Annotated in this window: 5 protein-coding genes; 3 read left to right on the top strand and 2 right to left on the bottom strand. The window is 76.7% G+C overall.

Annotated elements, in window-relative coordinates; genetic code table 11:
* Nucleotides 1-27: 27 nt before the first annotated feature.
* Genes ACFYNO_RS36740 through ACFYNO_RS36750 form a run of 3 tightly spaced genes read left to right on the top strand, consistent with a single transcriptional unit; the run spans nt 28 to nt 20,318 of the window.
* Nucleotides 28-19,524 carry a non-ribosomal peptide synthase/polyketide synthase gene (locus ACFYNO_RS36740; protein WP_388022030.1) on the top strand — a complete coding sequence of 6,499 codons (19,497 nt, stop codon included), beginning with the start codon at nt 28-30 and terminating at the stop codon, nt 19,522-19,524.
* 21 nt (nt 19,525-19,545) lie between these two features.
* Complete coding sequence (locus ACFYNO_RS36745; RefSeq protein ID WP_388022031.1) at nt 19,546-19,767, top strand: MbtH family protein; 222 nt, start codon at nt 19,546-19,548, stop codon at nt 19,765-19,767.
* Between the two features lie 44 nt (nt 19,768-19,811).
* The gene (locus ACFYNO_RS36750; protein ID WP_388022033.1) at nt 19,812-20,318 is read left to right on the top strand and encodes a GNAT family N-acetyltransferase; all 507 of its coding nucleotides are present in this window, start codon (nt 19,812-19,814) and stop codon (nt 20,316-20,318) included.
* Between the two features lies 1 nt (nt 20,319).
* Here the strand turns inward: ACFYNO_RS36750 and ACFYNO_RS36755 are convergent, their stop codons facing one another.
* On the bottom strand, nt 20,320-20,784 hold the full coding sequence (locus tag ACFYNO_RS36755; protein WP_388022034.1) for a hypothetical protein: 465 nt from the start codon (nt 20,782-20,784) through the stop codon (nt 20,320-20,322).
* A 15-nt stretch (nt 20,785-20,799) separates the two neighbouring features.
* Nucleotides 20,800-24,516 carry a choice-of-anchor D domain-containing protein gene (locus ACFYNO_RS36760; protein ID WP_388022036.1) on the bottom strand — a complete coding sequence of 1,239 codons (3,717 nt, stop codon included), beginning with the start codon at nt 24,514-24,516 and terminating at the stop codon, nt 20,800-20,802.
* Nucleotides 24,517-24,524 lie beyond the last annotated feature (8 nt).

The following is a 24,524-nucleotide window of genomic DNA, read 5'->3' on the forward strand; positions in this document are numbered from 1 at the left end:
CCGACCAACGGTGAGGACCCGACGACCATGACGTCTGCCAACCGCGACCGCGCCGCCGCCCTGCCCGAGGCGCTGCGCGAGCAGCTGCGCCGCCGCCTCGCCGGCCGCGGACCGGCCGCCGCCACCGGACCGGCCCCGCTGCCGCGCGCCGACCGCACCGCACCGCTGCCGCTCTCCTCCGCCCAGCAGCGGCTCTGGTTCCTGGACCGGCTGCGCCCCGGCGACCCGCGCTACAACAGCGCCGTCGCACTGCGCTTCGCCACCGCCCCGGACCGCGCCGCGCTCGGCCGGGCGCTGGACCGGCTGGTCGAGCGGCACGAGGCGCTGCGGACCGTCTTCGGCGAGTCCGAGAACGGCCGCCCGGTGCAGCTGGTCCGCCCGGCCGAGCCCCTGGAGATCGCCGAAGAGACCCTGGGCGCGGACGAGTTGGACGAGGCACTGCTCGCCGAGTACGCTCGCTCGTTCGACCTGGCCGCCGGCCCGCTGGTCCGCGCCCGGCTGCTCACCGAGCCGGCCGGCTCCCAGGTGCTTGTTCTGACGGCCCATCACATCATCATCGACGGCTGGTCGATGGGCGTGCTGCTCGCCGAGCTCGGCACCCTGATGAGCGGGTCGGCCGACCTGCCGCCCGTCGCCGTCCAGTACCCCGACTACGCCGCCTGGCAGCGCGCCCAGCAGGACGGCCCCGAGGCCGAACGCCGGCTGGCCGGCTGGCGGGAGCGGCTGACCGGGGCGACGCCCGCCGAACTGCCGCTGGACCGCCCGCGGCGCGGCGAGGAGGCCGGCCCCGGCGCCGTCCACCCGTTCACCGTGCCCGCCGAGGTGACGGCGCAGCTGCGCAGCCTCGCGGGGGAGCAGCAGGCCACCCTCTTCGGCTGCCTGGTCGCCGCGAGCCAGGCCCTGCTGGCGCGCTGGTCCGGCCAGCCCGACATCACCGTCGGCTCGCTCACCCCCGGCCGCACCCGCAGCGACCTGGAACGCGCCGTCGGGTTCTACGTCAACACCGTCGCCCTGCGCACCCAGGTCGCCGGCAGCTTCCGCGAGCTGGTCGCCGCCACCGCCGACACCGTCAACCAGGCCTTCGCCGCCGGGGACACCCCGTTCGAGCGGGTGGTGGAGGCGGTCGGCGCGGCCCGTGAGCCGGGCCGCAACCCGCTCTTCGACGTGATGGTGCTGCTGCACCCCGACCCGCCCGCCGCCCCGGCCGGCGTCGAGCCCGTCGCCGTGCCCCGGCAGGCGGCCGTCTTCGACCTCAGCATCGAGTTCGTGCCCGACGGCGAGCGGCTGGCCGGCCTGCTGGAGTACCGCACCGACCTGTTCGACCCCGCAACGGCCGCCCGGATGGCCGAGCAGCTGCTCCGCCTGCTGGCCGGCGCCGCCGCCGAGCCGGACCGCCCGCTCGACGAGCACCCGCTGCTGACGCCCGAACAGACCCGCCGGCTCACCCGGGAGTGGACCGGCACCGCCTGCCCGCTGCCCGACACCGCCTACCCCGAGCTGTTCCAGCGCCAGGCCGCCCGCACCCCGCAGGCGCTCGCCCTGGTGGCCGGCGCCGAACGCCTCGACTACGCCACCCTCAACGCCCGCGCCAACCGCCTGGCCCACCACCTGCTGGCCCGCGGCGCCGGCCCCGAGCAGCTGGTCGCCGTCCGGCTGCCGCGCACCGCCGAGCTGATCACCGCGCTGCTCGCCGTGCTCAAGTCCGGCGCCGCCTTCCTCTACCTCGACCCCGCGCTGCCCGCCGACCGTGCCGAGTACCTGCTGGCCGACGCCGAGCCCGCGCTGCTGCTCGACCGGGCGGCGCTCGACGGACTCCCGGACGGGCTGCCGGAGACCGACCCCGCCGACGCCGACCGGCCGACCCCGCTGCTGCCCGACCACCCCGCCTACCTGGTCTACACCTCCGGCTCCACCGGGCGCCCCAAGGGCGTCACCGTCGCCCACCGCGCCGCCGCCAACCTGCTCGCCGCACACCGCGAGGGCTTCGTGGCCGAGGCCGGGGGCGGGCCGCTGCGGGTCGCGCTCACCGCCGCCTTCTCCTTCGACACCTCGCTCGAAGGCCTGCTGCTGCTCGCCGACGGCCACCCGCTGCACCTGGTCGACGAGGCCACCCGGCTGGACCCGGCGGCGCTCGTCGCCTACGTGGTCGAGCACCGGATCGACTTCCTCGACCTGACCCCCTCCTACCTGCGGCAGCTGCTGCCCGCCGGCCTGCTCGGCGACCCGCGCCACCACCCCGGCGTGCTGATGCTCGGGGGCGAGGCGATCGGCCCCGCGCTCTGGCGCGAGCTGGCCGCGCACCCCGGTGTCACCGCGTACAACTTCTACGGGCCCACCGAGTGCACCGTCGACGCGCTGGCCTGCCGGATCGACGGCACCGGCCGGCCGCTGATCGGCCGCCCGCTGCCGGGCGTGCGCGCCCAGGTGCTGGACGGGCGGCTGCGGCCGGTGCCGCCCGGCGTGGCGGGCGAGCTCTACCTGGCCGGCGTGCAGCTGGCCCGCGGCTACGCCCGCCGGGCCGGACTGACCGCCGAGCGGTTCGTCCCCGACCCGTACGGCCCGCCCGGCACCCGGATGTACCGCACCGGCGACCTGGCCCGCTGGACCGCCGACGGCCGGCTCGACTACCTCGGCCGGGCCGACGACCAGATCAAGGTGCGCGGCCACCGGATCGAGCCCGGCGAGGTCGAGGCCGCGCTGCTCGACCTGCCCGAGGTGGCCGCCTCCGCCGTGGTCGCCGTCACCGACCCGCACGGCCACACCCGGCTCGCCGCCTACGCCGTGCCCGCCGCCGGCACCCGGCCGACCGCCGGCGAACTGCGGGCCGCGCTGCGCCAGGTGCTGCCCGACCACCTGGTGCCCAGCTCCTACACGCTGCTGCCCGCGCTGCCGCTGACCAGCAGCGGAAAGCTCGACCGGCGGGCCCTGCCCGCCCCCGAACCGGCCGAACGGGACCGGGAGTTCGTCGAGCCCCGGACCGCCGCGGAACGGACCCTGGCCGCGATCTGGGCCGAGGTGCTGGGCCTGGCCGCGGTCGGCGCCACCGACAACTTCTTCGAGCTCGGCGGCGACTCCATCCTCTCCATCCAGGCCGTCACCCGGGCCCGCGCCGTCGGGCTGCGGCTCGGCTCGCAGGACGTCTTCCGCCACCAGACCGTCGCCGACCTGGCCGCCGCCGCGACCCGCCGCACCGAGGAACCGCCCGTCGCCCGCCCCGCCCGCACCGAGGGCCCGGCCCCGCTGACGCCCGTGCAGGAGTGGTTCCTCGCCACCCACGGACCGCTGCGGCACTTCACCATGTCGATGCTGCTCGACCTGCCCGCGGACCTCGACATGCCCGCGCTGGAACGCGCCCTGGCGGCACTGGTGGAGTGCCACCCGGCGCTGCGCACCCGGTTCGAGCAGGGCGCGGAGGGCTGGCGGCAGCACCCGGGGGAGGGGACGGTCGGCGCGCTGGCGGTCGACCAGGACCCCGACGAGGCCCGGGCCGCGCTCGACCCCGCCACCGGCGAGCTGTTCCGGGCCGTGCTGCTCACCGGGGAGCGCCCGCGGCTCTTCGTGACGGCCCACCACCTCGCCATCGACGGCGTCTCCTGGCGGGTGCTGCTCGCCGACCTCGCCGAGGCCTACCGGCAGGCCGCCGCCGGCCGGCCGGTGCGGCTCGACCCGGAACCGGCCCCGTTCGCCGACTGGGCCGCCCACCTGGCCGGCCGGGTCCGCGCGGGGGAGTGGGACGCGGACCTGCCGCACTGGCTCGCCGAGGCCGCCGCACCCCGCACCCCGCTGCCCGTCGACCACCCCGGCACCCCGCGGGCCGGATCGGTGCGCACCGTCCGCGCCCGGCTGGACCGGGCCACCACCGAGGCGCTGCTGCGCACCGTGCCCGCCGCCTACCGCACCCAGGTCAACGACGTGCTGCTCAGCGCCGTCGGCCGGGTGCTGGCCGACTGGGCGGGCGCGGAGCGGATCACCGTGCTGCTGGAGGGGCACGGGCGCGAGGAGTTCGACCTCTCGCGCACGGTCGGCTGGTTCACCAGCCAGTACCCCGTCACCCTGGCCCCCGGCGACGGCTGGGACGCCACCCTGAAGGCCGTCAAGGAGCAGCTGCGCGCCGTGCCCCGGCGCGGCCTGGGCTTCGAGGCGCTGGCCCGGCTCGGCTCGCCCGACCCGGCCGCCCGGACGCTCGCCGAACTGCCCATGCCCCAGGTCAGCTTCACCTACCACGGCCAGTGGCAGGCGCCGGCCGGCGGCGAGTTCGCCCCCGCCGCCGAGCCGCCCGGCCGGGAGGTGGCCGACGGCGAGCCGCTGGACCACCTGCTGGACGTGGCCGCCCTGGTCACCGACGGCGAGCTGGAAGTCACCTGGCACTACAGCGAGTCGGTGCACGAGAAGGCCACCGTGCAGGCGCTGGCGGACGCGACGGCGGCGGCACTGGCCGGGATCGTCGCGCACTGCGCCGCGCACAGCGGCCGCACGCCCTCGGACTTCCCGCTCGCCCGCCTGAGCCAGCGTCAGCTCGACGAGCTGATCGGTGACGACCGCACGGTGGAGGACGTACTGCCGCTCACCCCGCTGCAGGAGGGCATGCTCTTCCACCGCCTGGTCGGCGGCCCGCAGGACGTCTACCTCGACCAGGCCGAACTCCTGCTGGACGGCATCACCGACCCCGCCGGCTTCGCCCTCGCCTGGCAGCGGGTGGCCGGCCGCACCCCCGCCCTGCGCACCCGGGTGGTCTGGGAGGGCGTGCCGGTACCGCTGCAACTCGTCGAGCGGACCGCCGAGCTGCCGATCACCCGGCTGGACGGGCCCGGGCTCGACCTGGAGCGGGTGCGGACCGAGGACCTGGCCCGCGGCATCGACCTGGCCAGCGCCCCGCTGATGCGGCTCACCCTGCTGCCCGAGCCGGACGCCCGGCTGCGGCTGCTCTGGACCTCGCACCACCTGATCCTGGACGGCTGGAGCCTGGCCCAACTCCTCACCGAGGTCTGCGAGGAGTACACCGCCCTGGTGGCCGGCCGGGCCCCGCAGCCCCCGCTGCGCCGCCCGTTCGGCGACTACGTGCGCTGGCTCGCCGAACAGGACCCGGAGGCCGCCCGCACGCACTGGCGGCGCACCCTGGACGGCTTCGCCGAGCCCACCCCGCTGCCCTTCGACCGCCCGCTCAGGGACGCCCACGACAGCCGCTCGGCAGCCGTGCACCCGACCGGGCTCACCGGACCCGAGACCGAGGAGCTGGCCCGCGCCGCCCGGGAGGCCGGGCTCACCCTGGGCACCGTGGTCCAGGGCGCCTGGGCGCTGCTGCTGGCCCGCTGCGCGGGTGAGCCGGAGGTGGTCTTCGGCACCACCGTCTCCGGCCGGCCCGAGGAACTGCCCGGCGTTGAGTCGATGGTGGGCATGTTCATCAACACCCTGCCGACCCGGGTCCGGGTCGAGGGCGGCCGCACCGCCGCCGACTGGCTGCGCGGGCTCCAGCGTGAGCAGGCCGAGGACCGGCGGCACTGCGCCGTCTCGCTGGCCGAACTCGGCGCGCTCACCGGCCGGCCCGCCGGACAGCCGCTCTTCCACAGCATGGTCGCCTTCGAGAACTACCCCTTCGACCCCGACCGCACCGCCGCCGCGGGCGTGCGGCTGCTCGCCGTCACCTCCCGCGACACCACCAGCTTCCCGCTGCTGCTGCGGGCCTACCAGGGCGACCGGCTCACCCTGGAACTCGCCTACGACCCCGAGCTGTTCGAGGCCGCCACGGTCCGCGCCCTGGGCGAGCGGCTGCGGCTGCTGCTCACCGGCCTGGTCGGCGGGCTGCACCGTCCGGTGCGCGAACTCGCCTGGACCACGGCCGAGGAGCGCCAGCGGCTGGTGGCCCGTGGCGGCGGCCGGCAGCTCCCCAGACCGGAGAGCACGCTGACCGAGCTGTTCGAGGCCCAGGCCGCCCGCACCCCCGCCGCGATCGCCGTCAGCCACGGCGCCGAACGGCTGGACTACGCCGAACTGGACGCCCGCGCCGACCGGCTGGCCCACCGGCTGGCGGCGGCCGGGGCCGGCCCCGAGCGGTTCGTGCTGCTCGCCCTGCCCCGCTCCACCGACCAGGTGGTGGCGATCCTCGCCGTGCTCAAGACCGGCGCCGCCTACCTGCCCACCGACCCCGCGCTGCCCGCCGAACGCGTCGCCCAGCTGATCGCCGACGCGGCCCCCGTGGCCGTGGTCAGCGCTGCCCCGGTCGAGACCGCCGTGCCCGTGGTCCGGCTGGACGACCCGGCCGTCCGGGCCGCACTGGCCGCCGGACCCCGGCTCGCCCCCGGGCGCCGGGCGCTGCCCGAATCGCCCGCCTACGCCATCTACACCTCCGGCTCCACCGGCCGCCCCAAGGGCGTGGTGATCCCGCACGCCAACGCCGTGCGGCTGTTCACCCGCACCCGGGACTGGTTCGGCTTCGGCGAGCAGGACGTCTGGACGCTCTTCCACTCCTACGCCTTCGACTTCTCGGTCTGGGAGCTCTGGGGGCCGCTGCTGCACGGCGGCCGGCTGGTCGTGGTGCCCGAGGACACCGCGCGCTCCCCGGAGGACTTCCTGCGGCTGCTCGCGGAGGAGCGGGTCACCGTGCTCAGTCAGACCCCCTCCGCCTTCCACCCGCTGGCCCGGGCCGAGGCCGAGCACCCCGAACTGCCGCTCGCCCTGCGCACGGTGGTCTTCGGCGGCGAGGCGCTGGACACCGACCAGCTGGCCCCCTGGTTCGCCCGGCACGGCGCCGAAGCGCCCCGGCTGGTCAACATGTACGGCATCACCGAGACCACCGTGCACGTCACCTACGCACCCCTGGAGCCGGGCACCGACGGCATCGGCGTGCCCATCCCCGACCTGCGGCTGTACCTGCTGGACGAGAACCTGGCGCCGGTGCCCGACGGCGCGGTCGGCGAACTCCACGTCGCGGGCGAAGGGCTGGCCCGCGGCTACCTGGCCCGGCCGGCCCTGACCGCCACCCGGTTCCTCGCCGACCCGTACGGGCCGCCCGGCAGCCGGATGTACCGGACCGGCGACCGGGCCCGCCGCCGGACCGACGGCACCCTGCTCTACCTGGGCCGGGCCGACCAGCAGGTGAAGCTGCGCGGCTACCGGATCGAGCCCGGCGAGATCGAGGCCGCGCTGCGCAGCCACCCCGGCGTGGCCGCGGCCGCCGTCGGCGTGCAGCAGGACCAGGCCGGCACCCGCCGGCTGGTCGCCCACCTGGTCCCGAGCGGCGGGCAGGCCCCCGGCGCCGCCGAACTCCGCGCCCACCTGGAACGGTTGCTCCCCGCGCACATGGTCCCCGCCGCCTATGTGCCGCTGCCCGAGCTGCCGCTCACCGTCAACGGCAAGCTGGACCGGCGCGCGCTGCCCGCCCCCACCGCCGAAGGCCTGGCCGCCGACAGCGACCGCACCCCGCCGCGCACCGCCGCCGAACGCGCCGTCGCCGCCGCCTTCGCCGAGGTGCTGGCCCTGGACGAAGTCGGCGCCGGCGACGGCTTCTTCGCCCTCGGCGGCGACTCCATCCTGGCCGTCCGGGCCACCGCCCGGCTGCGCACCGCCTTCGGCACCCAGGTCTCGCCCCGGCTGCTCTTCACCCACCCCACCGTCGCCGCCCTGGCCGCCGCGCTCGCCGAACCGGGCGCCCCCGAGCAGCAGCCGATCCCGCGGCTCGACCCCGGCGCCGAACCCCCGCTCTCCTACGCCCAGCAGCGACTCTGGTTCCTCGACCGGTTCGAGCCCGGCGGCACCGAGTACACCACCCTCACCGCGCTGCGGCTGCGCGGCCCGCTCGACCCCGAGGCGCTGCGCACCGCCCTGGACGGCCTGGTCGCCCGGCACGAGACCCTGCGCACCACCTTCGCCGAACGCGACGGCCGCCCGCACCAGGTGGTCCACCCGCCGCGCCCGGTGGACTGCCCGGTCACCGAGACCGCCGACCTGGACGCGCTGCTGGAGCGGGAGGCCGCCGCCGGCTTCGACCTGGCCGCCGGCCCGCTCTTCCGCGCCCGGCTGGCCCGCACCGGACCGGAGGAGCACGTCCTGGTCCTGACGGCCCATCACATCGTCACCGACGGCTGGTCCGCCGCCGTGCTCGGCCGCGACCTCGGCGAGCTCTATGCCGCCGCCCTGGCGCGGCGGCCCGCCGAGCTGCCCGCACTGCCGATCCGGTACGCCGACCACGCCGCCTGGCAGCGCGCCAGGACCGCCGAGGCGGAGCGGCAACTCGCCTTCTGGCAGCGCGAACTCGACGGCCTGGACGTGCTGGAGCTGCCCACCGACCGCCCCCGCCCGGCGGTCCGCACGCTGGACGGCGCGCTGCTGGAGTTCACCCTCACCGCCGAGCTCGCCGACCGGCTGCGGGCCCGCGGCCGGGAGGCCGACACCACCCTCTTCACCGTGCTGCTGACCGGCGTGCAGATCCTGCTCGCCCGCTGGACCGGACAGCCGGACGTGGCCGTCGGCACCGTCACGGCCGGCCGGGAGCGGGCCGAACTGCACGATCTGGTCGGCATGTTCGTCAACACCCTGGTGCTGCGCTCGCGGATCGGCGCCGAACTGCCGTTCCGGGAACTGCTGACCCGGGCCCGGGCCACCGTGCTGGCCGCCACCGCCCACCAGGAGGTGCCGTTCGAGCGGGTGGTGGACGCCGTCCAGCCCGAGCGCGACACCAGCCGCACCCCGCTCTTCCCGGTGCTGGTCGCGCTGCACAACCTCGGCGCCCAGACGCCCGAACTGCCCGGCCTGACCGTCGAACCGGTCACCCCGCCGGTCCGCCAGGCCAGCTTCGAACTCGCCTTCGACTTCGCCGAGCGGGACGGCGGGATCATCTGCTACCTGCAGTACAACACCGGCCTCTTCGACGCCGCCACGATCGGCCGGCTCGCCGACCGGCTGCGGATGCTGCTGGAGTCCGCGGCCGAGGACCCGGAGCGCACGGCCGGCGAGCTGCGCCTGCTCACCGGGCCCGAGCGGCGGCAGGTGCTCGGCGACTGGCAGGGGCCGCCGGCCGAACTGCCCGACACCCCGCTGCACGAGCTCTTCGAGCAGCAGGCCGCCCGCCGGCCGCGGGCCACCGCGCTGGTCGCCCGGGACGGCGCGCTCGACTTCGCCGCCCTCAACCAGCGCGCCAACCGGCTGGCCCACCACCTGATCGCGGCCGGCGTCGGCCCCGAGGACCGGGTGGCGCTGCGACTGCCCCGCACCACCGACCTGCTCGCCGCCCTGCTCGGCGTGCTCAAGGCCGGCGGCGCCGTGGTCACCGTCGAACCCGGACTCCCGGCCGAGCGCGCCGAGTTCCTGCTGGCCGACAGCGCGCCCAAGCTGGTCCTCACGCCGGCCGAGCTGGACCGGGTGCCCTGGGCCGAGCTGCCCGCGCACGATCCCGCGGACCGCGACCGGCGGGCCCCGCTGCGGCCCGGCAACGCCGCCTACCTGATCCACACCTCCGGCTCCACCGGGCGCCCCAAGGGCGTGCTGGTGGAACACCGCCAGCTCGCCGCGCTCTGCCAGGACCACGTCCGCGGCCTGGCCCTGCCCGAGGGCGGCCTGCGCGCCGCGCTCAGCGCCTCGGCCTCCTTCGACACCTTCTGGATCGGCCCGCTGCTGCTCGCCGCCGGCCAGCAGATGGACCTGATCGACGAGGAGACCAGGCTCGACCCCGCCGCCTTCCGCGACCGGATCGCCGAGCAGCGCCTCGACCTGGTCAACGTCACCCCCTCCTTCCTGCGCGAACTGCTCGCCGCCGGACTCCTCTCCGACGACCGGCACCGGCCCGCCCTGCTGCTGGTCGGCGGCGAGGCCCTGGCCCCCGACCTCTGGCAGCTGTTGGCCCGCGCCGACACCACCGCCTACAACCTCTACGGCCCCACCGAGTGCACCGTGGACGCCAGTTACCTGCGGATCGCCGACCGCCCGGCCCGCCCCGCGATCGGCCGCCCCGGCCGCAACCAGCGCGCCTACGTGCTCGACGGCGCGCTGCGGCCGGTGCCGCCCGGCCTGCCCGGGGAGCTGTACCTGGCCGGCCCGCAGGTCGCCCGCGGCTACCTCGGCCGCCCCGGCCTGACCGCCGCCCGCTTCCTGGCCGACCCGTACGGTCCGCCCGGCAGCCGCCTGTACCGCACCGGCGACCTGGCCCGCTGGGCCGCCGACGGGCAGCTGGAGTTCCTCGGCCGGGCCGACCAGCAGCTGAAGATCCGCGGCTTCCGGATCGAACCCGGCGAGATCGAGGCCGCCCTGGCCGACCACCCCGGCATCACCGAGACCGTGGTCACCGCCTGCGAGCACGGCGGCCGGACCCTGCTGGTCGGCTACCTGGCCGGCCCGGACCTGCCGGACGACCAGGCCGTGCGCGCCCACCTGCACCGCACCCTGCCCGACCACATGGTGCCCGGAGCCTTCGTCCGGCTCGACCGGATCCCGCGCACCAGCAGCGGCAAGACCGACCGGCGCGCCCTGCCCGCCCCGCAGCTGACCGCCACCGCCCGGTACACCGCCCCGCGCCCCGGCACCGAGCAGCTGCTCGCCGGGATCTGGTCCGAGGTGCTGGGCGTGGACCGGGTCGGCGCCAGCGACAACTTCTTCTCGCTCGGCGGCGACTCCATCCTCAGCATCCAGATCGTCTCCCGCGCCCGGCACGCCGGGCTGGCACTCAGCACCAAGGACGTCTTCCGCCACCAGACCATCGCCGAACTCGCCCCGCACGTCCGTGAACAGACCGCCACCGCCGCCGAGGCCGCGCCGGAGGACGCCCCGCTGACGCCCATCCAGCATTGGTACCTGGACGGCCGGCGGCCCGGCGAACGGCTGCGGTTCAGCATGACCCAGCACCTGGAACTCGCCCCCGGCGCCGACCTGGACGCCTTCGGCCCCGCCCTGGACGCCCTGCTGCGCCACCACCCCGCCCTGCGCACCGCCTTCCGCCGGGTCGACGGCGAATGGCGCCAGCGGCTGCTGCCCGAACCGCCCGCCGGCGTGCTCAGCCGGCACCAGGGCATCGACGGGCAGGAGCGCGAGGTGGCCGCCGCCCAGGCCGCGCTCGACCCCGAGAGCGGCCGCACGGTCCGCGCCCTGCTCTTCGACCGGGGAGCCGGCCACCCGGCCCGGCTCGTCCTCACCGTGCACCACCTGGCGATCGACGGCGTCTCCTGGCGGATCCTGCTCGCCGACCTGGAGCGCGCCCACCGCCAGGCCGCCACCGGCGCGCCGATCACCCTGGAGCCCGCCGGCACCCCCTTCGGCAGCTGGGCCGCCCGGCTCGAACAGCACACCAGGGCGGGCGGTTTCGACCCCGAACTCGGCTACTGGCAGCGCGAATCGCCCGCCGCCGGGCTGCCGGCCGGGCGCCCCGGCCGCAACACCCACGGCAGCGCCGCCACCCTGAGCACCACGCTGACCGAGCAGGAGACCGAGGCGCTGCTGCGCCAGGTCCCCGAGGTCTACCGCACCCAGGTCAACGACGTGCTGCTGAGCGCCCTCGGCCGCACCCTGGCCCGCTGGAGCGAGAGCGACGGCGTGCTGATCGGCGTCGAGGGCCACGGCCGCGAGGACCTGTTCCCGGACGCCGACCTCTCCCGCACGATCGGCTGGTTCACCGCCGAACACCCGCTCGCCCTGACCGTCGACCCGGCCGCCGACTGGCGCGACACCCTGCGCGCCGTGAAGGAGCAGCTGCGCGCCGTGCCGCAGCACGGCATCGGCCACGGCGCCCTGCGCCACCTGCACCCCGACCGCCCGCTGACCGAGGGCCCCCGCCCGCAGGTCGGCTTCAACTACCACGGGCACTGGGACGTCGGCCCCGCCGACGGCCTGTTCCGGGCGGCCCTGCCCGCCCTCGGCAGCGACAGCGACCCGGACGCCGAGCGGCCCTACCTGCTGGAGATCACCGGCGCCGTGCAGGACGGCCGGCTGGAGCTCGGCTGGACCTACCCGCCGGAGATCCACCAGGAGGCCACCGTCCGCGCCCTGGCCGAGCAGACCCGCGAGGCGCTGCGCGAGATCATCGCGCACTGCGCGCGGCCCGGCGCGGGCGGCCGCACCCCCTCCGACTACCCGCTGGTCGAACTGACGCAGCGCCAGCTCGACGAGCTGGTCGGCGACGGCTCCGCGATCGAGGACGTGCTGCCGCTCAGCCCGCTGCAGGCCGGCATGCTCTTCCACGGCCTGGTGGACAGCGCCGACGCCTACTCCGACCGGATCCTGATCCGGCTCACCGGCGTCGCCGACCCCGAGGCCTTCGCCGCCGCCTGGCAGCGCACCGCCGACGCCACCCCCGCACTGCGCACCAGCGTGCACTGGCGCGGTCTGCCGCACCCCGTGCAGCTGGTGCACCGGCGGGCCGAGCTGCCCGTCACCCGGCTCGACTGGCGGCAGCTGGACGAGGCGGAGCGGGCCGAGGCCACCGAACGGCTGCTCGCCGAGGACCGCGCCGCCGGGATCGACCTGACCCGCGCCCCGCTCACCCGGCTCACCCTGGCCGCGCTGCCGGGCGAGGAGGTGCTGCTGCTCTGGTCCACCCACCACCTGGCGCTGGACGGCTGGAGCAGCGGCCAGCTGCTCGCCGAGGCCCAGGACCGCTACGCGGGCGCCACCGGGCTCCCGGCCCGGCCGCCGTTCGCCGACTTCCTGCGCTGGCTGGCCGAGCAGGACGAGCAGGCGGCCGAGCGGCACTGGACCGAGCTGCTGGCGGGCTTCGAGGAGCGCACCCCGCTGCCCTACGACCGCACCCCCGCCGAGGCGCACCGGGCCCGCTCCAGCGCCCTGGCGCACCGCGAGCTCGACCAGGCGGCCTCCCGGCGGCTGCGGGAGGCGGCGGCGCGCGGCGGACTCACCGTCAACACCCTGGTCCAGGGCGCCTGGGCGCTGCTGCTGGCCCGCTCCAGCGGCCGCCGGGACGTGGTCTTCGGCACCACCGTGGCCGGGCGGCCCGCCGAGCTGCCCGGGGTCGGCGCGATGATCGGCATGTTCATCAACACCGTGCCCACCCGGGCCCAGCTGCCCGCCGCCGGCGCCGTGCTGCCCTGGCTGCGCGAGCTGCAGGAGCGCGAGGCGCAGTCGCGGTCCTACGACCACCTCTCGCTCGCCCGGATCCAGGCGCTCGCCGGACCGGCCGCCGGCGAGGCGCTCTTCGACAGCATGGTGGTCTTCGAGAACTACCCCGTGGACGAGGAAGCCGGCGAACGGACCGGCGTGCGGGTGGCGGAGGTGCGCGCCGAGGACGCCACCACCTTCCCGCTCTGCCTGCGCGCCTACCTGGACGACCGGCTCGGCTTCGACCTCGCCTACGACCCCGCCCTCTTCGACCCCGCCACCGCCGACCGCGCCGCCGACCGCCTGGCCGCACTGCTCGGCCGGCTGGCCGACGGCCTGGACGGCGACCTCGGCGAGCTGGACGCCCTCACCGAGGCCGACCGCGAGCTGCTGCACGGCTGGGACGCGACCGCGCGGACCTGGCGGCCCGTCAGCCCCGTGGAGCTGATCGGCCGCACCGACGCCGTCGCCGTGGTCGACGGCACCGAGCGGCTGACGTACCGGCAGCTCGGCGACTGGTCCGACCGCCTCGCCGCGCGGCTGCGGGCCGAGGGCCTGGCGCCGGAGGAACGGGTCGCGCTGCTGCTCGACCGCTCCACCGACCTGGTCGTCGCCCAGCTCGCCGTGCTCAAGGCCGGCGGCGCCTACCTCCCCGTCGACACCCGGGCGCCCGAGGAGCGCCGGGAGGCGCTGCTCGCCGAGGCCGGCGCCCTCCGGCGGCTGACGGCGGACCAGGTGCGGGCGGCCCGGACGGGCGAGGCCGCCGGGCCGCTGCCCGCGCCCGACCCCGACCAGCTCGGCTACGTCATGTTCACCTCCGGCTCCACCGGCCGCCCCAAGGCCGTGGCCGTCCGGCACCGCGACATCGCCGCACTCGCCACCGACAGCCGGTTCGCCGACGGCTCCTGCGCCGCCGTGCTGCTGCACTCGCCGGTCGCCTTCGACGCCGCCACCTTCGAGGTCTGGGCCCCGCTGCTCAACGGCGGCCGGATCGTGGTCGCCCCCGAGGGCCCGGTGGACGCCGCCCTGCTGCGCCGCCTCACCGCCGGGGGAGAGCTGACCGCGCTCTGGCTCACCGCCGGCCTCTTCCGGCTGCTCGCCCAGGACGCCCCCGACTGCTTCGCCGGCCTGCGGCAGCTCTGGACCGGCGGCGACACCGTCCCCGCGCCCGCCGTCCGCTCCGTGCTCGCCGCCTGCCCGGACCTCACCGTGGTCAACGGCTACGGACCCACCGAGACCACCACCTTCGCCACCGCCCACCCCGTCGCCGGCGGCCCCGCCGCGGTCCCCGACAGCGTGCCGATCGGCCGCCCGCTGGACGACGTCCGGGTGCACGTGCTCGACGCCCGGCTGCGGCCCGTGCCGCCCGGCTGCGCCGGCGAGCTGTACGTGGCGGGCGAAGGCGTCGCCCGCGGCTACCTCGGCCGCCCCGGCGACACCGCCGCCCGCTTCCTCGCCGACCCGCACGGCCCGGCCGGCGCCCGGATGTACCGCACCGGCGACCTGGTCCGGCGGAGCCCGGAAGGCACCGTGGAGTTCCTGGGCCGCGCCGACGACCAGGTGAAGATCCGCGGCTTCCGGGTCGAACCCGGCGAGGTGGCCGCCGCCCTCGCCGCCCATCCCGGCGTGGCCGACGCGGCCGTCGTCGCCCGGCAGGACGGCCCCGGCGCCCGCCGCCTGGTCGCCTACGTGGTCGGCCCCGCCGGCGAACGGTCCGAGGAACTGCTGGAGTTCGCCCGCCGCATGCTGCCCGACTACCTGGTCCCGGCCGCGATCGTCGCCCTGGCCGCCCTCCCGCTCAGCGCCAACGGCAAGCTCGACCGCAGGGCGCTGCCCGCCCCGGCCACCGCCACCGCCCCCCGCACCGCCCCGCGCACCCCCGCCGAGCAGCGCACCGCCGCCGTCTTCGCCGAGGTGCTGCGCCGGCCCGAACCCGGCGTCACCGAGGACTTCTTCCAGCTCGGCGGCGACTCGATCCTCAGCCTGCGGCTCGCGGCCCGGCTGGCCGAGGAGTTCGGCACCGAGCTCTCGCCCCGCGCCGTCTTCACCCACCCCACGCCCGCCGCCCTGGCCGCCCTGCTCGAAGAGCCTGCCGCTGCCACCGCCCCGCTGCGGCCCGTCGAACGCGGCGCGACCTCGCCGATGTCCTACGCGCAGCAGCGCCTCTGGTTCCTGGCCGAGTTCAACCCCGACAGCGCCGAGTACACCACCGCCCTCGCGCTGCGCCTGGACGGCCCGCTCGATGCGGCCGCGCTGGCCGCCGCGCTGACCGCGGTGGTCGCCCGGCACGAGTCGCTGCGCACCACCTTCGACGCCGTCGACGGCCACGGCACCCAGACCGTCCACCCGCCGCGGCCCGTCCCGCTGCCCCTCACCGAGCTGACCGAGGCCGAGCTGCCCGCCCTGCTGGCCGCCGACCGGGCCCGCCCGTTCGACCTGCGGCGCGGCCCGCTGCTCCGGGCCCGGCTGCTGCGGCTGGCCCCCGAACGGCACGTGCTGGCGCTCACCCTGCACCACATCGTCACCGACGGCTGGTCCACCTCCGTGCTCACCGCCGACCTCGCCCAGGCCTACCGCGGCGAGCAGCTGCCCCCGCTCCCGCTGCAGTACGCCGACTACGCCCACTGGCAGCGCACGGCCACCGAGGCCGCCGCCACCGAGCAGCTCGCCCGCTGGAAGCGGCGGCTGGCCGGCCTCGGCCCGCTGGAGCTGCCCACCGATCACCCGCGCCCCGCCGTGCGCACCGGCCACGGCGCCAGCACCCGGCTGGTGCTGCCACCGCTGACGGCCCGCCGGCTGACCGCCCTGGGCCGCGCCCACGGCAGCACCCTGTTCACCGTGCTGGCCGCCGCCGCCCAGGCCTACCTCTCCCGGCTGACGGGCGATCAGGACGTGGCCGTCGGCACCGTGGTCTCCGGGCGCGACCGGCCGCAGACCCAGGGCCTGATCGGCTTCTTCGTCAACACCCTGGTGCTGCGCGCCCAGGCCGGCCCGGAGCTGCCGTTCACCGCCTTCCTCGACCAGGTGCGCCAAGGCGTGCTGGCCGCCTTCGCCGACCAGGACGTGCCGTTCGAACGGGTGGTGGACGAGCTGCAGCCGGTCCGCGACCCCGGCCGCACCCCGCTCTTCCAGGTGATGGTGGCGCTGCAGAACGCCCCGGCCGCCGAACTGGAGCTGCCCGGCCTGACCGTCGCCGACCTGGAACCCGACCTCCAGCACGCCCCCTTCGACCTCGGTCTGGAGTTCGCCGAGACCGACACCGGCGCGCTGCACGGCCTGCTCACCTACAGCACCGACCTGTTCGAAGCCGCCACCGCCGAGCGGATGGCCGCCCAGCTCGCCACCCTGCTCACCGCCGTCGCCGAGCACCCCGAACGGCCGCTCGGCGCCCTGCCGCTCGCCTCCGAGCAGGAGGCCAAGGCGCTGCTGGAGCTCGGCCGGGGCAGCGCGCGGCCGGTGCCGGAGGCCACCCTCGCCGAGCTCTTCGCCCGCCAGGCCGCCCGCACCCCGCAGGCCCCGGCCCTGCTGGAGGCCGCCACCGGAGCCACCGTCAGCTACGCCGAGCTGGACCGGGCCGCCAACCGGCTGGCCCACCGGCTGCGGCAGCGCGGCGTCGGCGCCGAGACGGTGGTGGCACTGGCGCTGCCGCGCTCCTCGGCCGCGGTGGTCGCCCAACTGGCCGTCAGCAAGGCCGGCGGCGCCTTCCTCCCCGTCGACCCCGACTACCCGCAGGAGCGCCGCGCCTTCATGCTCGCCGACTCCGGCGCCGCGGTGGTGCTGGAGGACCCGGCCGAGGTCTGGGCCGCCGACGGGCCGGACACCGCGCCCGAGCCGGCCGAGGGCACCGACCGGGCCGCCTACCTGATCTACACCTCCGGCTCCACCGGCACCCCCAAGGGCGTCCTGGTCACCCACCGCGGCCTGGCCGCCTTCGCCGCCGGCACCGCCGCCCAGTACGCCGCCGGACCGGGCGACCGGGTGCTGCAGTTCGCCTCGCCCAGCTTCGACGCCTCGGTACTGGAGCTCTGCACCGCGCTGCTCTCCGGCGCCACCCTGGTGACCGGCGCCGAAGGGCCGCTGGTCGGCGAACGGCTGGCCGAGGCGCTGGCCGAGCACCGGATCAGCCACGTGCTGATCCCGCCCGCCGTGCTCGCCACCGCCCCGCCCGGCACCGAAGACGCCCTGCCCGCGCTGCGCACCCTGGTGGTCGGCGCCGAGGCCTGCCCCGCCGACCTGGTGGAGCGCTGGGCGCCCGGCCGGCGGATGGTCAACTCCTACGGCCCCACCGAGGCCACCGTGGTCGCCAGCTGGACCGGCCCGCTCGCCCCGCACCACGCCGCCCCGCCCATCGGCCGCCCGGCCGCCGCCGCCCGGCTGCACCTGCTGGACGGCGCCATGCGCCCCGTGCCGCCCGGCGTGGTCGGCGAACTGCACGTCGGCGGCCCCGGCGTGGCCCGCGGCTACCTGGGCCGGCCCGGACTGACCGCCGCCCGGTTCCGGCCCGACCCGTTCGGCGCACCCGGCGACCGGCTCTACCGCACCGGAGACCTGGCCCGCTGGGACGCCGACGGCCAACTTCGCTACGCCGGGCGGGCCGACGAGCAGATCAAGCTGCGCGGCTTCCGGATCGAACCCGGCGAGATCGAGGCCGCGATCCGCCGCACCGGCCTGGTCGCCGAGGCCGTGGTGGCGCTGCGCGGTGAACCGGCCCGGCTGGTCGGCTACCTGGTGGCCGGCGCCGAACCGCTGGACACCGCCGAGCTGCGCACCCGGCTCGGCGCCCAACTGCCGCCGCACCTCGTCCCCTCCGCCCTGGTGGTACTCGACGAACTCCCGCTCACCCCCAACGGCAAGACCGACCGCCGCGCCCTGCCCGACCCCGGCCCGGCCGAACCCGCCGCAGGCCCGCACACCCCGCCGCGCACCGACACCGAAGGCCGGATCGCCGCCATCTGGGCCGACGTGCTGGGCGTACCGGAGCAGCGGGTCGGCGCGCACGACAACTTCTTCCACCTCGGCGGCGACTCGGTGCTCAGCATGCAGGTGGTCTCCCGGCTGCGCCGGGCCGGGCTGCACCTCGCGACCCGCGACCTGTTCACCCATCAGACCGTCGCCGAACTCGCCGCCGTGGTCAGGGTGCTGCCCGCCTCCGGCGACACCGGTCCGGTCACCGGGGAGCTGCCGCTCACCCCCATCCAGCACTGGTTCCTCAACTCGCCCAGGGCCAGCCACCGGCAGTTCAACCAGTCCCTGCTGCTGGAGCTGGCCGGCACCCCCGACACCGCCGCCCTGCACGCCGCGCTGGACGGCCTGCTGGAGCACCACGACGCCCTGCGGATGCGGTTCACCCGGGACGGCGACGGCTGGCGGCAGTTCAACCCGCCGCCGGCGCCCGGCGACCAGCTGCTGCACGGCCACGACCTGGCCGGACTCGACCCGGCGGCCGCCGCGGGCGCGCTGGAGCAGGCCGCCGACGAGCTGCACCGCGGCTTCGACCTGGCCCGCGGACCGCAGCTCAAGGCCGCGCTCTTCACCGGCCACCCCGAGGGCCGGCCGCTGCTGCTGCTGGTCGCCCACCACCTGGTGGTCGACGCGGTCTCCTGGCGGATCCTCTGCGACGACCTGGAGACCGCCTACCGGCAGGCCCTGGCCGGCGAACCGGTCGCGCTCGGCGAGCGGACCACCTCCTACCGGGACTGGGCCCGGCGGCTCGCCGCACACGTGGCGCAGGGCGGACTGGACCAGGAACTGCCCTACTGGGAGCAGGCGGTGGCCGCGCTCCCGGAGCCCCCGCGGGAGGCCGGCCCGGCGGCCGAGGTGGCCGTCGAACTCGACGAGGCGCACACCGCCGCCCTGCTGCGCGCCGCACCGGCCGCCTACCGCACCCGGGTCAACGACGTGCTGCTGGCCGCCCTCGCCCTGGCGCTGGCCCGGCGCGGCGGAGCCGAGCGGGTGGCCATCGAGCTGGAGGGCCACGGGCGCGAGGAACTGCTGGACGGGGTGGACCTGTCCCGCACCGTCGGCTGGTTCACCAGCACCCACCCGGTCGCGCTCACCGTGGACCGGCCCGCGCAGCCGCACGGCGAGCGCGACTGGCGGGCGCTGGTGAAGTCGGTCCGCAAGCAGCTGCGCGCCGTGCCCGGCAACGGCGCCGGCTTCGGCGCGCTGCGCACCTACGGCCCGCCCGAGGTGCGCGAGCGGCTGGCGGGCGCCCGCGCCGAGCTGGTCTTCAACTACCTCGGCCAGTGGGACGCCCGCCCGGACGCCGCCCCCGGCGACGGCCTGGTCCGGGCCGAGCTGGGCGCGCTCGGCCAGGACCACGACCCCCGCGACACCGGCACCCACGCCCTGGAGGTGACCGGCGCCGTCCGCGACGGCCGGCTCGCCTTCAGCTGGCGCCACACCGACCCCGACCCCGAGACGGTGGCCCGCGCGGCGGAGGACTTCGCCACCGCGCTGCGCCACATCGCCGAGCACGCCCGGCACGGCCGCTGACCCCCTGTGAGGAGACCCGCAATGGACGAGAACACCCGCTACCGCGTGCTGCGCAACGACGAGGAGCAGTACTCCCTCTGGCCCGCCGCCCTGGAGATCCCGGCCGGCTGGCAGCAGGCCGGCCCCGAGGGCACCGAGGCCGAGTGCACCGCGTACGTGGACGAGGTCTGGACCGACATGCGCCCGCGCAGCCTGCGCGAGCGGATGGAGCAGCAGGCGGCCGCGGCGCCGGAGGCGGTCTGACGGCCGCCCGGAACCCGCCGCCCCCACCACCCGAGGAGTCCCGCATGACCCCCCTGCTGAAGACCGAGCGCCTCGAGTTCGTTCCCTACCGCCCGCAGGACGAGGACGAGTTCGTCGGACTCCTGCGCAACGAGGAGGTGTGCCGCTGGATGGGCCAGGACCTGGTGCCCGAGGCCGACCTGCGGACCCTGTTCCGAGCCATCCTCGGCGAGGTCTACCCCAAGGCGATGTTCGACGTCTGGGGCCTGTGGCTCGACGGCCGGTACGCCGGTCACGCCGAGCTGAAGCCCACCGGCAACGTGCCGGGTCACGAGGCGGTCGCCGCCCTGGCCCCCGCCTTCTGGCGGCAGGGCCTGGGCGTGGAGGTGGTCCGCGGCCTGATCGACTACGCCGGCGACGGCCTCGGCCTGACCGAGGTCTACGGCCTGGTCGGGGCCGGGAACACCGCGAGCCTGGCGCTCTGCCGCCGGCTGGGCTTCCGCGAGCTGAACGAACTGGTGGGCGAGGACGGCACCGTGACCAAGGTGGTGGTGGTCCCGACCAAGGGGTGAGTCAGTGGCTGCCGTTGGCGTTGGCGGGCTGCACCGGGTGCCAGTGCTGCCCGCCGCCGTTGACGTCGCCCGGCTGCTTGTCGCCCGTGAAGGTGTAGAGCGGGTGCGCGTCGTAGGCCAGCTGGTGCTGTCCGTCCGGCCGGGTGACCAGGCTCAGGGTGCCAGCCAGCCCCGTCGGCAGCCGCAGCGGCTCGCCCGGCGGGTGCAGCAGCGGGGGCCGCGCGGCGGTGCAGCCGCCGAGGCAGAGCACGCTGCCGCCGCGCTCCTGGTCGTCGAAGTAGAGGGTGTGGCCGTCCAGGTCGGCCAGCACCCGGCCGATGCTGTCGGTGTCCACCACCTGCACCGACAGCGGCGCGGGCGTGGCCGCGGCGGCCGGCGCCAACCGCGGCGCCGGCCGGTCCGCGCACCCGGCGGCCGTCACGGCCGCGGCCAGCGCCAGGAGAAGGGCTGCTGCTGCTCTGCGCACGGTGAACACGCTCCCTCAGTAACCGATCGTCACGTTGCGGACGGTATGCACGTCGGTGGCCGCGCCGGTCCCGGCGGAGAAGCCGACCAGCAGGGTCGGCGGCAGTGCCACGGGGGTGTCCAGCACCAGCTTGCCGTCCACCGCGACCCGCAGGTGTCCGGCGGAGGTCGCCGTCACGTCCACGGTGTGGGTGCCCTGGCGCAGGTTCGGCACGGCCGTGGAGGTAGCCGCCCAGGTCAGGTGGTCGCGGACGCCGCTGGTGGCGATGCCGACGAAGTTGTTCGACGGGCTGCCGGGGTTCTGGTAGGTGTCCAGCACCACGGCCGGGCCCGGCAGCCCGCCCCAGCCGACCCCGCCGCCGGCGAAGCCCAGCGAGGCGGGCCCGGCCTTGCCCGCGTCCAGCAGCACCAGCGCCAGCCCGTCGGCCCCCGTGCCGCCGCCGATCTGCGCGGTGAAGTGCGCGTGCAGCCGGGCGCCGGTGATCGGGGTGCGGTCGAAGGCGCTGCCCGCCTGGTTCACCGCGGCCGGGGTGAGCACCAGGTCGGCGCCGTTCAGCTTGGCCGAGCCGTTCAGCGTCCAGGCGGCCGGGCCGGGCGGCGCCAGCGCGTAGCCCGCCGCGGAGACCGCCGCGCCGCGCACGGTGTGGATGTCGGTGAGCTGGCCGGTCGCACCGGTGAAGGCGACCAGCGCGGCCGGCGGCAGGCTCGGCACGGCGGCGCCGAGCACCTTCGCGCCGTCCAGGGCGACCGTCACCGTGGTGCCGCTGACCGTCACCGAGACCTGGTGCGGCCCGGAGCGCAGGTCGGGGATGCCGCTGTTGGTCTGGGCGTAGGTGAACAGGTCCTTCGTGCCCTTGATCGCGATCGAGGCGAAGTTGTTCGACGGGTCGTTGCCGTTCTTGTAGGTGTCCAGCGTGACCGCCACGCCGGCCAGGCCGCCCCAGCCGAGTCCGCCGCCGCCGTAGCCAAGCGCGCCGGAGGTGTTGGTGGCCGGGTCGAGCAGGCTGAAGGTCTCGCCGTCGGCGCCGGTGCCGCCGCCCAGCACGGCGGTGAAGGAGGCGTGCAGGCCGCTGGTCAGCACCGGGGTCGGGAAGACCGCCGAGCCGGTCTGGTAGGAGGTGGCCTGGGTGAGCGTCAGGTCGGCGCCGGCCAGCCGGGCGCTGCCGTTCAGCTGCCAGCCGCCCGCGCCGGGGGTGGGCAGCACCACGTCGCCGGTCGGCACCGTGCCGGTGGCCGTCAGGGTCTCGGCCTGCGGGCCGCGCCCGTCGTCGGAGGTGATCTGGTAGCTGCCGGTGATCGGGCCGGTGGCGGTCGGGGTGACCGTGACGCTCTGGTGGATCACCTGCCCGGGGCCGAGCACCTGGCCCTCGCTCAGCGGGTTGCTGGTGGTGAACGGCGCGGCGGGCGGCGCCGCCTTGGTGATGGTGAGCGGGATGTTGCCGGTGTTGGCGACGTCGAAGGTGGCGGCGGCCGAGTCGCCGACCCGGACCGCGCCGTAGTCGGTGCTCGCCGGGGTCAGGGTGAGCACGGCCTGCCCGGTCACCGCGCTGCCGGTGAGCGCGACGGTGCTGGTGCCGCTGGTGCTGGTGACCGAGAGGCTGCCGGAGTCGTCGCCGGCCGCCGTCGGCGTGTAGGCGACCTGGACGGTGACGGACTGCCGGGGCTGCAGCACCGTGCCCGCCGCGGGCAGGCCGGTGGCGTGGAACGGGGCGGCGGGCGGGCTGCTCGCGCCGACCGTCTCGGCGGCGGTGCCGGTGTTGGTGAAGGTCACCCCGAGGGTGCGGGAGGTGCCGGTCGGCACCTCGCCGAAGTCCAGGCCGCCCGGGCTGGGGGTCAGTCCGGGCCGGGTGCCGTAGCCGGTCAGCGCCAGGCCGTCACTGCCCGCCGTGGTGCCGACGGTCAGCTGGCCGACCGCGGGGCCGGGTGCGGTGGGGGAGAAGGAGACCGGTGCCCGGTAGGACTGGCCGGCCGTCAGGGTGACCGGCGCGGTCAGCGCCGGGGTGCTGAACGGGGCGGCGGTGGTCACCGAGGTCAGGGTGACGGTCCGGTTGGCGGTGATGGTCGCGGTGGCGTTGCCGGTGGCGCCGACCGCCACGTTGCCGAAGTCCACCGGCTGCCCGGTGAGCGCCGAGCTGTTCGGGCGGCCGTAGGCGAGCAGCCGGCCGTCCCGGGTGCCGACGAAGACCCGGCCGCCGTCGGTGGCCGGTACCGCGAACTTCGAGGCGGTGCCGATCGGCGTGGAGTAGCGCAGGTGCATGGTGCCGTTGACCGGCACGGCGTCGTAGGCGCGCAGCTGGCCGTTGGCGCCGTTGCTGCCGTCGCTGTACTCGACCCAGACCAGTGCGGTGGACGGGTCGGAGCCGGTGGAGGTGATCACCGGGGAGCCGGAGGTGTAGCCGAAGGTCTCGTTGCTGGCCGCGGTCTGGGTCAGCGCGGGCTGTCCGCCGCCGGTGGTGCCGTAAGCCAGTACCCGCAGCGGGCCCCGGCTGCCCACCTGGTAGACGTAGGGCGTGGTGCCGCCGAAGGCGGCCGGGTGGCCCCAGACCCCCTCGTACGGGCCGGTCGTGCCGAGCACCGCGTCCGAGCCGCCGGGGCCCTGGGAGCGGCCGCCGAGGTGGTCGCGGTCCAGCAGGAAGATCCGGCCGTCCTTGCCGACCTGCACCATCAGGTGCGGGTGGGCGGCGGTGCCGAAGGCCGGGGAGGGCAGGGCGAGCGGGGCGCCGGAGCCGAGGTCGGTGTCGTTCTGGTCCAGGGTGGGCGCGTTGGAGGGGCTGAAGAAGTCCTGGGCGGAGAGCGAGCCGTCGCTGTTGACGCCCAGTCGGACCACCGACTCGGCCAGGGTGCCGGGCGGGGCGGTGCCGGGCCCGGCGGGCGGCGAGACCCCGTTGCCGGTGGTGACGAAGATCCGCCCCGCGCCGTCCGAGACCGGGCCGCCGCCGGACATCCAGATGCCCGCCTTGGCGCTGGAGGAGGCGTTCTCGGTGGACCAGAGGGTGACCGCCCTGGTGCCGGTGTTCACCCCCGCCAGGTAGCCGGTGTAGCTGCCGAGGTCGCACTGCCCGCCGAAGGCCGCGTAGACCGAGCCGCCGAGCAGCAGCAGGCCCGGGCGCTGGTTGACCGAGAACGGGTCGAAGGGGTGCGCCGGGTCGTTCACCGGGGCGCCCTGGATGACCACCGGCCAGCCGCTGCGCTCGGCGCCGGTGGCCGCGTTCAGCGCGTGCAGGTACCAGTGCGGGTGCGAGGTGTCCGGGCCGTCGTTGACCTTGGCGGTCAGGTAGACGGTGCCGGTGGCCGGGTCGGCCACCGGCGTGGCGGTGATGCCCAGGTTGGGCACCAGGTCGCCGCAGCCGATCGCCGAGGCCGGCCAGGGCGCGCCCAGCGAGCGGGACCACGTGACCGCGCCGCCGGCGGCGGCGATGCCGTAGACGTTGTCGTTCTCGGTGCCGACCACCACCGTGCCGCCGACCACCACCGGCTGGGCGTAGACCTGGCCGTCCACCGGGGTGGCGAACTGCTGGCCGAAGTCGGAGCTGGAGACCTGGGCCGGGGCCAGGCCCGGCTCGCCGGAGTCCCAGGCGGTGCGCATGGTCTCGGTGGCGATGGTGGTGTCGTCGGCCCGGGCGGGCTGCGGGGCCGCCAGCTGACCGCCCGTCAGCAGACCGCCCAGCAGCAGGCCCGCGGTGAGCAGGGCGGCGATCGGGCGGCGGTGCGCGGCGGCGGCTCGGGCGGTCATGGTCAGAT

Source organism: Kitasatospora sp. NPDC006697 (assembly GCF_042869935.1).
GTDB lineage: Bacteria > Actinomycetota > Actinomycetes > Streptomycetales > Streptomycetaceae > Kitasatospora.

Bases quoted from the DNA above. Each gene is read 5' to 3' on its own strand.
- ACFYNO_RS36745 (WP_388022031.1), top strand. From the start codon at position 19,546: ATGGACGAGAACACCCGCTACCGCGTGCTGCGCAACGACGAGGAGCAG.
- ACFYNO_RS36760 (WP_388022036.1), bottom strand. From the start codon at position 24,516: ATGACCGCCCGAGCCGCCGCCGCGCACCGCCGCCCGATCGCCGCCCTG.
- ACFYNO_RS36750 (WP_388022033.1), top strand. From the start codon at position 19,812: ATGACCCCCCTGCTGAAGACCGAGCGCCTCGAGTTCGTTCCCTACCGC.
- ACFYNO_RS36740 (WP_388022030.1), top strand. From the start codon at position 28: ATGACGTCTGCCAACCGCGACCGCGCCGCCGCCCTGCCCGAGGCGCTG.